Source organism: Stenotrophomonas sp. 112478_Sma, from assembly GCF_056479905.1.
This window is the reverse complement of the sequence record NZ_CM151072.1, coordinates 210,645-224,037: the sequence shown is the minus strand read 5'-3', so window position 1 is coordinate 224,037 and position 13,393 is coordinate 210,645. Positions and strand designations below refer to the sequence as shown.

General features: G+C 67.5%; 11 protein-coding genes. 4 read left to right on the top strand and 7 right to left on the bottom strand.

All coding sequences use genetic code 11. The features are described 5' to 3' along the window. Window positions 1–41: 41 nt before the first annotated feature. Together oleD and oleC are read right to left on the bottom strand one after the other, a co-directional pair. Window positions 42–1,031: a 2-alkyl-3-oxoalkanoate reductase gene (oleD, locus tag ACZK08_RS00970; RefSeq protein ID WP_053518428.1), complete on the bottom strand. Its 990-nt coding sequence runs from the start codon at window positions 1,029–1,031 to the stop codon at window positions 42–44. Further along, entirely contained in the window at window positions 1,028–2,686 is a 1,659-nt protein-coding gene (gene oleC, locus ACZK08_RS00965) for an olefin beta-lactone synthetase (RefSeq protein ID WP_065182050.1), read from the bottom strand. Before oleC ends, oleD begins: the two co-directional genes overlap by 4 nt. 104 nt (window positions 2,687–2,790) lie before the next feature. Between oleC and ACZK08_RS00960 the strand changes: the two genes are divergently transcribed. Beyond that, on the top strand, window positions 2,791–3,222 hold the full coding sequence (locus ACZK08_RS00960; protein ID WP_053518425.1) for a YkgJ family cysteine cluster protein: 432 nt from the start codon (window positions 2,791–2,793) through the stop codon (window positions 3,220–3,222). A gap of 92 nt (window positions 3,223–3,314) precedes the next feature. Here ACZK08_RS00960 and ACZK08_RS00955 read toward each other — a convergent pair whose 3' ends face one another. The 4 genes from ACZK08_RS00955 to ACZK08_RS00940 all read right to left on the bottom strand — a co-directional run bounded on the left by ACZK08_RS00955 (window position 3,315) and on the right by ACZK08_RS00940 (window position 8,670). Next, entirely contained in the window at window positions 3,315–4,205 is an 891-nt protein-coding gene (locus ACZK08_RS00955) for an alpha/beta fold hydrolase (RefSeq protein ID WP_053518424.1), read from the bottom strand. 61 nt (window positions 4,206–4,266) lie between these two features. Further along, window positions 4,267–5,283 (bottom strand): 3-oxoacyl-ACP synthase III, encoded by a 1,017-nt coding sequence (locus ACZK08_RS00950; protein WP_008264841.1) that lies wholly within the window; start codon window positions 5,281–5,283, stop codon window positions 4,267–4,269. Window positions 5,284–5,386: 103 nt separating this feature from the next. Continuing rightward, window positions 5,387–5,704, bottom strand: coding sequence for a DUF4156 domain-containing protein (locus ACZK08_RS00945; RefSeq protein ID WP_053518422.1), 318 nt, complete (start codon window positions 5,702–5,704; stop codon window positions 5,387–5,389). 116 nt (window positions 5,705–5,820) lie between these two features. After that, window positions 5,821–8,670, bottom strand: a complete 2,850-nt coding sequence (locus ACZK08_RS00940) for a M16 family metallopeptidase (RefSeq protein WP_180876407.1) — start codon at window positions 8,668–8,670, stop codon at window positions 5,821–5,823. 415 nt (window positions 8,671–9,085) lie between these two features. Between ACZK08_RS00940 and ACZK08_RS00935 the strand changes: the two genes are divergently transcribed. Both ACZK08_RS00935 and ACZK08_RS00930 read left to right on the top strand, forming a co-directional pair. Next, window positions 9,086–9,562, top strand: coding sequence for an XAC0231 family protein (locus ACZK08_RS00935; protein ID WP_065182052.1), 477 nt, complete (start codon window positions 9,086–9,088; stop codon window positions 9,560–9,562). 69 nt (window positions 9,563–9,631) lie between these two features. Further along, window positions 9,632–10,111: a tRNA (cytidine(34)-2'-O)-methyltransferase gene (locus ACZK08_RS00930; protein WP_065182053.1), complete on the top strand. Its 480-nt coding sequence runs from the start codon at window positions 9,632–9,634 to the stop codon at window positions 10,109–10,111. A gap of 141 nt (window positions 10,112–10,252) precedes the next feature. Here the strand turns inward: ACZK08_RS00930 and ACZK08_RS00925 are convergent, their stop codons facing one another. Continuing rightward, on the bottom strand, window positions 10,253–11,416 hold the full coding sequence (locus tag ACZK08_RS00925) for an acyl-CoA dehydrogenase family protein (protein WP_065182162.1): 1,164 nt from the start codon (window positions 11,414–11,416) through the stop codon (window positions 10,253–10,255). Window positions 11,417–11,672: 256 nt separating this feature from the next. Between ACZK08_RS00925 and ACZK08_RS00920 the strand changes: the two genes are divergently transcribed. Then, window positions 11,673–13,349: an electron transfer flavoprotein-ubiquinone oxidoreductase gene (locus ACZK08_RS00920; RefSeq protein ID WP_065182054.1), complete on the top strand. Its 1,677-nt coding sequence runs from the start codon at window positions 11,673–11,675 to the stop codon at window positions 13,347–13,349. Window positions 13,350–13,393: the final 44 nt, after the last annotated feature.

Genomic DNA, 13,393 nt, shown 5'->3' with positions numbered 1-13,393 from the left:
GTTCTGCGCGCGATGAAGTCTTCAGCGCCGTGAGGCTGCCGTCATGACGACGCGGCCTTCAGCCGACGCAGCCCTTCCTCGATGCTGACCTGCGGCACATAGCCGAAATCACGGCGCGCCGGCTCCATGCTGTACCAGTGCGGCGTGCACAGCTGCTCGGCGAGGAAACGCGTCAACGGCGGCTCGCCGCGCAACCGCAGCAGCGGCCACAGGCGCTCGCAGATCGCACCGATCCGGTAGGCGGTCCTGAAGCTGATTGCCTTCTCCACAGGCGGTGCGCCCACGGCCTGCAGCAACTTGTTGACCAGCTCGCGCATCGGCAGTGGCTCGCCATTGGAGATGAAGTAGGCCTTGCCGGCGCAGGCCGCCGCCGGGCCCAGCGCCTCGAATGCCAGGAAGTGCGCCAGCGCGGCGTTGTCGATGTAGGTGGTGTCGACCTTGTTGCTGCCATCACCGACCAGGCGCAGCCGGCCCTGCCGTGCGCGCTCGGCCAGACGCGGCACCAGCTGCTGGTCGCCCGGCCCCCAGATCAGGCGCGGACGCAGCGCCACCGTGGCCAACGTCGCGTCGTTGGCGGCCAGCACCCGTTGTTCGGCGATCGCCTTGGTCGCCGCGTACGGCGCCTGGAAATCCTCGCCGTAGGGCACCTCGTCCGCGCCCAGTCCTTCCACCGGGTGGGTGGCACGATGGGTCACGCTCGGTGTGGAGGTATAGACCAGCCTGCCGATGCCATGCGCACGGCAGGCAGCGATGACATTGTCGGTGCCGACCACATTGGCCTGGTGGTAGCTGTCGTAACTTCCCCAGGCACCGGCCTTGGCACCGTTGTGGAATACCGCATCGACACCGGCCACCGCATGCAGCACGGCCTGCGGGTCCGCCAGGTCGCCACGGATCTGGCCCACTCCCAGCGCCTGCAGCGCCGGGTAGTGGCTGCGGTTGAATGCCAGCACCTGGTGGCCGCGTTCGACCAGCCCGCGGCACAGCGCCTGGCCAAGGAAACCACCACCACCGGTGACCAGGATCTTCATGCGCGCTTCTCCAGTTCGGCGCTGGCCCAGACGGCGAGCTTCTCGCGGCCGATCTTGGCGTTGTGACGGATATCCACGGGAAACGCCGGATGCACCAGGAAGTGCTGCAGCCCGGCCTCGGGCAGGCGTGCGCCGGCAAGGGCGCGCAGCACTTCATGCAGCGCCGGGCTGTCGGACTGTCCACGCTGCAGCTCCACGCACAGGACCGGCACCTGCGCGCCCGCGGGACCCACGCCGACCAGCGCGGTGCGTGCCACGCCCTGCACCGTGTTGAACACCGGCTCGACCTGTTCGGTGTAGAGCGGGCCGTGCGGGGTTTCCACGCGCTGGGTCTTGCGTCCGCAGAACCACAGACGGCCCTGCGCGTCGAAATAGCCGACATCGCCCATGCGATGCACGATGCGGGTACTGCCATCGGCCAGCGTTTCGGCAATCTTCGCCGCAGCGGTGGCCTGCGGACGATTGAAATAGCTGTCGGTGGCGGTGGGGCCGGCCACGGTGATCTCGCCCACCTCGCCGGTGGCCAGCACGCGTACCTGCGACCAGTCGGCCAGCGGTGCATCGTCGATGGCGATGATGCGCACTTCGTTCGGGGCCACCACGTTGCCCACGCAGGTACCCGCACCGCCCTCGGTGGCCGCACGGGTGCGCTCCAGTTCATGGCCTTCCACCACCGCCACCGGCAGGCATTCGGTGGCACCGTACGGCGTCCAGAACTGCGCGCCGGCCGGCAGCAGGCCACGGATGGTGGCGACCACATCCGGCGGAACCGGGGCACCGGCCGAGGTCACCCGGGTCACCGACGGCAGCGGCCGGCCATGGCGGGCCAGGACCCGCATCAGCGCAGGCGAGCCGAACAGCTGGGTCACGCCGAAGCGTTGGATCGCATCATGCAGGCGTGCCGGATCGGCCTGCGCGGGCCGCGTGGGGTCCATGTCCGGGATCACCGAGGTCAACCCCAATGCGGGATCGAACAGGGCGAAGGGCGGGAAGGTCGGCAGGTCCACCCCGCCGGCCTCCATGCCGAAGGCGCTGCCCAGCAGCTCGATCTGGCCCAGGAAATGGCGATGGCGGTAGACCACGCCCTTGGGCACGCCCGTAGAGCCGCTGGTGAACAGGATCGCGGCCATGTCCTCGCCGTCGGTGGCCGCCAGCATCGGCCCGGCCTGCGCGCCCGCGCGCTCCAGCGCGGCCAGGGTGGTCCCGCCCCAGGCCAGCCGCCGTCCCACCGTGACCAGGCGGGTCGCCGACGGCGCCCAGCGCAGCGCCAGCCGTGCCACGTGGGCCAGCGGGATGCCGATGAAGGCCTCCGGCTGGGCTTCGTCCAGGCACTGCTTCAGCGCGCGCCGGTCGATGCCGGGATCGACCAGCACCGGCACCGCACCCAGCTTGAACAGGGCGAACATCAGCAGGAAGAACTCCGGCGAGGGCCGCACCATCACCACCGTGCGCACGCCGCGCCCGATCCCGTAGCCGGCCAGGCCGGCGGCCATGGCGTCGCTGCGGGCATCCAGCTGCCGATAGTCCAGGGTCACATCGTAGGCCGCCATGCCGTTGCCGGCGCCGCGGCGGCCGGGGCAGCGGATGGCGATCTGGTCGGGGCGTTCACGGGCCAGTTCAGGCAACCGCGCAGCAATGTTGCAGGGTCGGTTCATCCGTTCATTGTCGCCGCTTACGGAATTTCTTGCGCGGCGGCTCACTTCGTGGAAAATCCGCAGCCTCGTTCCCGATTCCGACTGCCGCCCGAGGCGGCTTGCCCATGCAACACCCCTGCATGACCTGCGGCGCCTGCTGCACCCAGTACCGCGTGGCCTTCCACTGGATGGAATCGGACGAGGTCACCCCGGGCGGCGTGCCCCACCAGCTGACCGAAGTGCTCGACCCGCATCGCCTGTGCATGCGCGGCACCCACTCCAAACCGGTGCGCTGCGTGGCACTGGATGCGCAGATCGGCGTGTATTCGCGCTGCACGATCCACCCCAACCGGCCCAGCGTGTGCCGCGAAGTGGATGCCTCATGGGAGTACGGCAAGGCCAGCCCGCAGTGCGACAAGGCCCGCATCGCCTACGGCCTGGACCCGCTGACGCTGGCCGACTGGCGCTGGCGCGACGAGGCGGACAACGACGACGATCATCCGGACGACAACGGCAGCAGCCCGTCGTCTCCGCCGCAGGCGCCGATCGCGGCGTGACGGTCGGGGTCGGTCCCGTTTCCGGCACGGAAGGGCTCTGACTCCCTGTACGACAACGCCGGGCATGGCCCGGCGCTACCGAGGGGATCCGATCAGATCGGGTTCGCGTCCAGGAAGGCGCGGATCTCCGGCACCAGCACCTCGTGCTTGTCTTCCAGCACGTAGTGGCCCGCGTCCTTGAAGGCATGCACCTGGGCCTGCGGCAGCGCCGCCTGGAAGCCCTGCAGGAAATGGTGGTCGAACACGAAGTCGCGCAGGCCCCAGCCTATGAAGGCCGGGCGATCGGCAAACGACGGCAGCGCCTTGCCTGCACGCTCCAGCAGCGACCACGCCTTGTCGGCCGGGCCCAGCGGAATGTCCTGCATGAAGCGGATGGTGCTGATGCGGTTGGCATAGCTGTTGTACGGCGATACATACGCGCGGCGCACGTCGGCGGGCATCTTCCGCTCAACGCCCAGCCACGATGCGCCGGCGGAGAAGGCATTGAAGGTGCGGATGATCCACTCGCCGATCTTCCAGTGCCGTCCGAGCGCGATCTGCCACGGCATCTTCTTCGCTGCCGGCATCGGGAACGCGGCGGTGTTGAGCACCACCAGCCGCTTGACCTGCGCGTGGTGCGACAGCGCCCAGCCAAAGCCGATCATGCCGCCCCAGTCGTGCACGGCCAGGGTCACCGGGCCGGTGATGCCCAGGTGCCTGAGCAGCGCATCCAGGTCATCCACGCGCGATTGCAGCGTGTACGCATAGCCACGGTCATCGGGCTTGTCCGACAGGCCCATGCCGATGTGGTCGGGCACGATGCAACGGTACTTGTCCGACAGGCCGGCCACCAGCGTGCGCCAGTAATAGCTCCACGACGGATTGCCGTGCACCATCACCACCACCTCACCGTCGCGCGGGCCCTCGTCGAGATAGTTCATCGACAGGCCAGGGCGGACCTCGAAGCGTTGGGGATGGGCGGGGTAACCGGGAAGCTTGGACATCGGGTCGCACCTGTAAAAAGGGCCGGTAGTACCGGCCCCAGGATTCAACGCAGGGGTCTGTTTACCAGACCACTTCGGCCATCGAGCAGTTCAGGCCCGAGCCGATGCCCAGAAGCGCGATGCGATCACCCTTCTTCAGCTTGCCCAGCTGCTTGAGCTTGCTCAGCACGATCGGTACCGACGCCGGGCCGATGTTGCCGTGCTCGCCGAAGATGGTCATGACCTTCTTCGGGTCGATGCCGAAGTTCTTGATGAACGCTGCGGTGTGCGGCTGGCTGACCTGGTGGATGACGAACTGGTCCAGTTCTTCCACCGCCCAGCCCAGCGCGATCTTGGCCGCAGTGAAGGTCTTCTGCGCCAGCTTGATGCCTTCGATCAGCAGCAGGCGGGTGTCGGTCACCATGCGGTCCAGGTTGCCCAGGCACAGCTGGTTCCATTCGGTCGCCGAACGGGTGACGCCGCCCTTGTAGCGCGGGGCATCCGGCACCAGTTCCGAGCGCGCCATCACCATGGCGGCAGCGCCCGAACCGGTGGTCAGCGCCGCCAGTTCGTTGCGGAAATCGTCGGCGGTGACGTCCGGCGCGGTCATGCGCTCCAGCGTCTTCTCGTACACCAGGTTGGCGGTTTCGCCATCCACCACCAGCGCATAGTCGATGTCACCGCGCTCGATCATGCGCGCTGCGATGTCCATGCCGTTGATGAAGGCCAGGCAGGCATTTGCGACATCGAACGTCATGCATTCGTCGCTGACACCCAGATTGCCCGAGACGATGGAGGCCGTGGACGGCTCCAGGTAGTCGCGGCTGACCGAGGTATTGACCAGCAGGCCGACCTGGGTGGCTTCGATGCCGGCATCTTCCAGTGCCTTGCGACCGGCCATGGTGGCCGCGTCCGAGGCCAGCACGCCGTTGTCCCACAGGCGGCGGGCGTGGATGCCGGCGATATCGCCGAGCACGTCGGTGCGGATGCCCAGCCGGTCCAGCGTCGGCTGCAGGCGTTCGTTGATTTCCTTCGTCGTCAGCGTATGAGGCGCATCGACGTGTGCCAGGCCGGCGATCGAGACATTCTTGAAGAGCATCGAGGTTAGCGCCAAGGCTCAGGCAAAAGGGGGCGCTATTCTATAACCCCCCGGGCCTTCACCGCATCTTTACGAATTCAGGCTTGCCCGTATGGTGAAGGATTCAGCGCGGCGGGCACTGGAAGGCGGCAAAGCGCTGGCTGCCATCGGCCGGCGGTGCGGCGGCCTGTACGGCATTGGCGCCGGCGCTGGGGGCCTCGTTGCGGGCCAGCGTTTCCAGTTCTTCCTGCACGCGCAGCGGGTTGCGGTTGTAGAAGCCGACCTTGCTCTTCACGGTGACCACCACCTCGCCCTTGGTGATGCAGCCGGTGGGCGCCGGCCCGGCCGGCAGCACGCGGACGGTCTTCCCGGCCGGTTCGATCGGCACCCAGGTACAGGCGGTGACGGTGAGCAGCAGGGAGGAAAGCAGCAGAACGCGCATGGGCAGATCCTGGAAGGGTATGAGGGGGATTCTGCCTGAACCGCCTGAATCGAGGGTAGCCGGGAGGCCCGGCGCTACCCGGGAGGCCTGCCCGCTTTGGCGGGCAGGCCTGTCCCTTACTTCTTGACCGGCTTGCCTTCGGCATCCAGCACGGTCACCTCGCCCAGGTTCAGCGCGCGCACGGCCGGCTCGGTCTGCTTGAGGTCGCCCACCACTACCCAGGTCAGCGCCTGCGGCTTGATCTCGGCCGCAGCCTGCTGCACCTGGGCCGGCGTCATCGCCTCGATCTCGGCCTTGCGACGCAGCACATAGTCATCCGGCCGCTTGAACTGCACGATGCTGCTGATGGTCGCGGCCACCGCACTGGCGGTCTCATAGGCGCCCGGCAGGCTCAGCGTCTGGATGTTGCGGATGCGGTTGACCTCGGCAGCGGTGGCCGGCTTGCTGCCCGTGCTGAACTCGACGATTTCCTTCTGCATCTCGGCCAGCGCCGGGCCGGTCTTGTCGATCTGCACGGGGGCACTGGCCGCCCACGGCCGCTGTCCGACCGAGTTCGGCGCACTGCTGCGCGCGCCATAGGACCAGTGCTTGTCCTCGCGCAGGTTCATGTTCAGGCGCGAGGTGAAGTCACCGCCGATCACACCGTTGGCGATATCGAAGCGGGTCGAGCTGGCGTCACTGGACGGCGGCACCACCTGGCCGGCGAACAGGTTTGCCTGCACCGCACCCGGCTGATCGATCAGGAACACGCGCGGGCCCTTCGGCAGCGCCACATCGGTGGCCGCCTTCACCTGCGGCGCATCGCCCGTGGCCTTCCAGTCGCCCAGCTGCTTGTCCAGCAGGGGCACGATCTCGGCCAGCGTGGTATCGCCAACCACGATCAGGGTGCCATCCTGCGGGCGCAGCCAGTCGCGGTGGAAGTCGACCAGATCCTCGCGGGTGAGGCTGCTGATGGCCGCTTCATCGCCGCTGCCAGTGAACGGAATGGCGTACGGATGGCCTTTGCCGTACAGCAGCGGCGGCAGCACGCGCATGGCCACCGCGTTCGGGTTGACCTTCTCCTGCTGGATGCCGGCGATCCAGGTGGCCTTGACCCGGTCGATCTCGGCCTGTTCGAAGCGCGGCTCGCGCAGCAGATCGCGGTACAGGGCCAGCGATGGCACCAGGTTCTCCTTCAGTGCCGACAGGTCCACGGTCACCGAATCCAGGCCGGCACCGGCGTCCAGGCTGGCACCCAGCGCATCGGCGGCATCGGCGAAGGCCAGCGAGCCGAGCTTGCCGGCGCCTTCGGTCATCAGGTTCATGGTGAAGTTGGCGGTGCCCGGCTTGCGGCCCTGGTCGGCGGTGAAGCCACCCGGGAACTGGTAGCTGAACTGCACCACCGGAATCTCGTGGCGCTCGGCCAGCACCACCTGGGTGCCGTTCTTCAGCGTGGCGCGCTGCAGGGCGGGGAACTTCAGCTGCGGGAATTCACGGGTCTGCGGCACGCCGGCCTTGCGGTCCACCTGCTCCGGCAGAGTGCTGTACTTCGGGTCCACCGCCGGCACGTTGAACGGCTTCGGCGCCTGTGAGGGATCTTCCTTCAGCGCCACGCGCTCGCCCGGTTCGACCACCAGCGTGTGGCTGCCGACGTCCAGCCACTGTGCGCCCAGGCGCTTCAGGTCGGCCGCGGTCGCCTTGTCGATGTTGGCCAGCGACGTGCGGAAGCAGCCCGGGTCGCCGGTGTAGACCGCGCATTCGGCCAGTGCGTCGGCCTTGCCACCGAAACCACCGATGCGCTCGATGCCGCGGATGAACGCTGCGCGCGAGCCGGTCTTGGCACGCGCCAGCTCGTCGGCCGTGGGGCCCTCCTTGATCAACCGGTCCAGTTCTTCGTCGATGATCTTCTCGACCTTGGCCGGATCCTGGCCCTGCTTCACCGTGGCCATGACGATGAAGTTGGAACCCAGCTGCGAGGCGTAGGCGCCGGCGCTGATGTTGTCCACCAGCTTGTCCTGGTGCTGCAGTCGCTGGCTCAGGCGCGAGGACTTGGCGCCGCCGAGCACATAGGCCAGCAGCTGCAGCTGGTCGACGTCGGTGGTGCCGACCTGCGGCACGTTCCAGGCGCGGTAGATGCGCGACTGCGGCACCTTGTCGGTCATCGTCTCGCGGGTGTCGGCCGGGCGCTTGGCCACGTCGACCTTCGGCTGCGCCATGCTCGGACCGGCCGGGATGCTGCCGAAGTAACGGGCCACCTTCTCCTTGGCGGTGGCCACGTCGATATCGCCCGCCAGCACCAGCACCGCGTTGTTCGGGCCATACCAGGTGCGGAACCAGGTCTTGACGTCATCCAGCGAGGCCGCGTTGAGGTCGTTCATCGAGCCGATCACGCTGTGGTGATACGGGTGGCCGGCCGGGTACATCGCACGGTTGAGCTTCTCCCAGGCCTGGCCGTAGGGCTGGTTCTCGCCCTGGCGCTTCTCGTTCTGCACCACGCCACGCTGCTCGTCCAGCGCCGCCTGGTCGATCGCACCGAGCAGATGGCCCATGCGGTCCGACTCCATCCACAACGCCATGTCCAGCGCGGTGGTCGGCACGTTCTCGAAGTAATTGGTGCGATCGGTATTGGTGGTGCCGTTCTGGCCGGTGGCACCCACCTGCTTGAACGGTTCGAAATACTCGCCGTCGTGGTTTTCGCTGCTCTGGAACATCAGGTGTTCGAACAGGTGGGCGAAACCGGTGCGGCCCGCAGGCTCGTCCTTGCTGCCGACGTGATACCAGACGTTGACCGCCACGATCGGCGCCTTGCGATCGGTATGCACGATCACGCGCAGCCCGTTGGGCAGGGTGAACTGCTCGAACGGAATATCGACCTTGGCCGGCGTGACCGTCTTGGCCGCCAGTGCAGGAGTGGGCGCGAGCGTGCCCAGGGCAGTGCTGAGGGCAACAGCGAGCAGTGCAGCACGCGGGCGCAGGGCGAGAGACATTTCCGGATCCTTGGTCACGTTGGTGAAGCCCGATCCTAGCGCGCCCATCCGGGGCCCGGAATCCGCCAGCAGTCACTGGGGGTGTTTGCCCCCGTAGCCGTTCAGGGCCTTGTCGGCGGCCCCCGACAGCAGTCACGTCTCCCCCGCCCCTGCGTCCGGACAGTGTCCGCGCCCCCTCGGATGGACAGGTGTCCGCCCCGCGGACACTTTCCGACGGGAGAAAAACCCTTTCAAATCAATGATTAAAAGTTGGCACGGGGTTTGCTTGGTACTTCCTGCGCCAAGAAGGGCTTCAGACAAAAGCTGACTGAAGACTGAACAAATGCAAGAAATCGAAAATTTCCCTTGCATCCCCCGAATTGGTGTTCTACCTTACTACCACACCACCGCTCAACAACACTAAACAGGCCCCGTCATGAACGCCAAGACCATTGCCATCGCCATCGCCCTGATCGCCGGCACCGCGGTTGTTTCGTCGGTGCAGGCCTCCGAATCCATCAAGACCCTGGCCACCGTGCAGGTTCGCCCGGCCGCCGACCAGCTGGCCCAGCAGGCCTGGGAACAGGCCAGCGGCATTCCGACCCTGGCCACCGTGGAAGTGCGCCCCAGCGCCGACCAGCTGGCCGAACGCGACGGCTTCACCGCCGCCCCCGTCGCCGCCGCCCTGCCGATCACCACCCTGGCCGCGGTGGAAGTGCGCCCGAGCCTGGAACAGCGCGTCGCCCTGGCCGCCGAACTGGAAGCACAGCGCTACGCCGCCACCCTGGCCGCCGCCGCCACCAGCGTCGCCAACCAGGTGATCGTCAACCTGCCGACCCTGCAGGTGCGTCCGAGCGCGGCCGACCTGCAGGCCCTGGCCACCGAAACCGCCCAGGTCCTGCTGCGCCCGTAAGCGGTGCCGCCCTGCCCCGCGCAGGGCGCGCGCCGTAAAGCAGGCCGCCGTCGCAGGTACACTGCGCCGATGAATGCCGCACCCCCGTTCCACGTGATCCTGTTCCAACCGGAAATCCCGCCCAACACGGGCAATGTGATCCGGCTCTGCGCCAACACCGGCGCGCAGCTGCACCTGGTCGAGCCACTCGGCTTCGCACTGGAAGACAAGCAGCTCAAGCGCGCCGGCCTGGACTACCACGAGTACTCGCGCCTGCAGGTGCATCCGGATCTGGACACCGCGCTGGCGCGGATCGCACCGAATCGGTTGTTCGCACTCAGTACCCGCGCCAGCGTGCGCTACGACAGCGTGGCCTTTGAAGAGGGCGACGCCTTCCTGTTCGGCCCGGAAAGCCGCGGCCTGCCGCAGGACGTGCTCGATGCACTGCCGGATGGCCGCCGCCTGCGCCTGCCGATGCGGCCGGACAACCGCAGCCTCAATCTTTCCAACACCGTTGCCGTGGTGATGTATGAAGCCTGGCGGCAGCACGGGTTTGCCGGCGGCGCGTGAGAGGAAGCAGCCGAGCATGGGCTCGGCTCCACACGTACGTGTGACCTGCTTCTGGTGGGTGCGGACCTTGGTCCGCACCGATGCCCGGATGCGCGCCGAAGAAATGTGCCGACCAAGGTTGGCACCCACCGGAACCCGCTGTCAGAACGCGTTGATGCCGGTCAGTTCGCGGCCGATCACCAGCTGGTGCACGGTCTCGGTGCCTTCATAGGTGATCACCGATTCCAGGTTCAGCGCGTGCCGGATCGCCACGTGTTCGGTGGTGATGCCGGCGCCACCGAGCAGGTCGCGGCATTCGCGGGCGATGTCGATGGCCATGCGGCAGTTGTTCCACTTGGCCAGGCTGACCTGCTGCGGCTGCAGCTTTCCGGCCTCCTTCAGACGGCCCAGCTGCAGCACCAGCAACTGCGCGGTGGTGATGCGTCGCGCCATCTCGGCCAGCTTGATCTGCGCGCTCTGGGTGGCGGCCAGCGGGCGGCCGAACAGCACGCGCTCCTTGGCGTAGCCCAGCGCTTCATCCAGGCAGGCGATGGCCGCGCCGATCGGGCCCCAGCTGATCCCGTAACGCGCCTGGGTCAGGCACCCGAGCGGCCCCTTCAGGCCCTTCACGTTCGGCAGGCGGTGGCTGTCGGGCACGCGCACATCGTCGAAGAACAGCGCGCCGGTCAACGAGGCACGCAGGCTCATCTTGTGCTTGATCTCCTGCGTGGTGAAGCCGGCCATGCCCTTCTCCAGCACGAAGCCCTGGATGCCGTCCTCGGTCTGTGCCCAGACGATGGCCAGATCGGCCACCGGGCCGCTGGTGATCCACATCTTGCTGCCGCTGATGCGCCAGTCACTGCCGTCGCGCACGGCGCGGGTCTTCATGCTGGCCGGGTCGGAACCCCCATGCGCCTCGGTCAGGCCGAAGCAGCCGATCAGCTCGCCGCGCGCCATCGCCGGCAGCCACTGCTGGCGCTGTTCCTCGCTGCCATAGGCGTAGATCGGGTACATGCACAGCGAGCTTTGCACCGAGACGAAGCTGCGCAGGCCCGAATCGCCGCGCTCCAGCTCCTGGCAGATCAAGCCATAGCTGACCGCGCCGAGGCCACCGCCGCCGTACTCGGTCGGCAGCGTTGCACCCAGCAGGCCCAGTGACGCGATCTCCGGCACCAGTTCAGACGGAAAACGGGCCTGGTCGAAGGCATCGCCGATGATCGGCAGCACGCGCTCGTTGGTGAAGCGGGCGACACTCTCCTGTACTGCGCGCTCTTCCTCGCTGAGCAGGGAACGGACATCGAACAGGTCGTACGGATCCAGGGCCATGGCACTCACACGCAGTCGGGACCGGGCCATTGTCGGTCATCCGGGAAGCGCGTGCCGACCAAGGTCGGCTCCCATCCGGCTGCAGGCGTACGCTGCACTGCAGCAATCACGACGTGAACATCGGCGATCTAGCTCGATCACGCCCGTCCCGGTACCCTGACACATTCAAACAACCGTTTCGCCGTGGCTGCACGCGCGATTTCCAGGCAACCGCCGGTGGCACTGCTACCGGCACTACCCACGAGTCATGCAATCGATGAGCGCTGAAGCCAACGCCCTGCCCCCGCGTGAAGTAATGGAGTTCGACGTGGTGATCGTCGGTGCCGGCCCGGCCGGCCTGGCCACCGCGATCCGCCTGCGCCAGCGTGCGATCGAAGCCGGCCGCGAACTGTCGGTGTGCGTGCTGGAGAAGGGCTCCGAGCCCGGTGCACATGTTCTGTCCGGCGCGGTGATGGACCCGCGCGCCCTGACCGAACTGTTCCCGGACTGGGCCGAGCGCGGCGCACCCCTGAAGCAGAAGGTCACCCGCGACGAATTCCTGTTCCTCAGTGAAACCGGGTCGCGCAGCACGCCCAATGCGCTGCTGCCGGAGTGCTTCCACAACGAAGGCAACTACATCATCAGCCTGGGCGAAGTGACCCGCTGGCTGGCGCAGCAGGCAGAGGCGCTGGAAGTGGCGATCTTCCCCGGCTTCGCCGCCGCCGAAGTGCTGTACGGCGACAACGGCGAAGTGATCGGCGTGGCCACCGGCGACATGGGCATCGAGAAGGACGGCAGCATCGGCCCGGCCTTCGAGCGCGGCATGGCGCTGCATGCGAAGTACACGGTCTTCGCCGAAGGCGCGCGCGGCCACCTCGGCCGCCAGCTGATCGCCCGCTACAAGCTGGACGAAGGCAAGGACCCGCAGGCCTACGGCATCGGCATCAAGGAACTGTGGCAGATCGACCCGGCCAGGCATGAGCCGGGCCTGGTGGTGCACGCCGCCGGCTGGCCGCTGGACAGCGACACCTACGGCGGCGCGTTCCTCTACCACGCCGACGGCGGCAAGGTCGCCATCGGCTACGTGGTCGGCCTGGACTACAAGAACCCCTGGCTGAGCCCGTTCGAGGAATTCCAGCGATTCAAGATCCATCCGCAGATCCGCAAGCACCTGGAAGGCGGTACCCGCATCGGCTACGGCGCGCGTGCGATCACCGCCGGCGGCCTGCTGTCGCTGCCGAAGACGGTGTTCCCCGGTGGCGCGCTGGTCGGTTGCGAGGCCGGTTATCTCAACGCCAGCCGCATCAAGGGCAGCCATGCCGCGATCAAGACCGGCATGCTGTGCGCCGACGCCGCGTTCGACGCGCTGGCCGCCGATCGCCAGCACGATGAACTGAGCGCCTATCCGCAGGCCTTCGAAGCCAGCTGGCTGTTCACCGAACTGCAGCAGGCAAAGAACTTCAAGCAGTGGTTCAAGAAGGGCCAGACCGTGGCCACGCTGATGACCGGTGTGGAGCAGTGGCTGCTGCCCAAGCTGGGCGTGCGCAACCCGCCGTGGACGCTGCACCGTACGCAGCCGGACCACGCCTGCCTGGAGCCGGCGGCCCAGCACACCCGCATCAGCTACCCGAAGCCGGACGGGGTGCTGACCTTCGACCGTCTCAGTTCGGTGTTCCTGAGCAGCACCAACCACGACGAGAACCAGCCCAGCCACCTGACCCTGAAGGACCCGAGCATTCCGGTGAAGGTGAACCTGGCCGAGTACGCCGGCCCGGAAGCGCGCTACTGCCCGGCCGGCGTGTACGAGTTCGTTGGCGAAGCCGACAACGCACGCCTGCAGATCAACGCGCAGAACTGCGTGCACTGCAAGACCTGCGACATCAAGGATCCCACCCAGAACATCGTCTGGGTGACCCCCCAGGGCGGCGGCGGCCCGAACTACTCGGGCATGTGACCGCAGCGGGCTGCGACCGCGTGTCGCAGCCCGGCCCGCGGCGG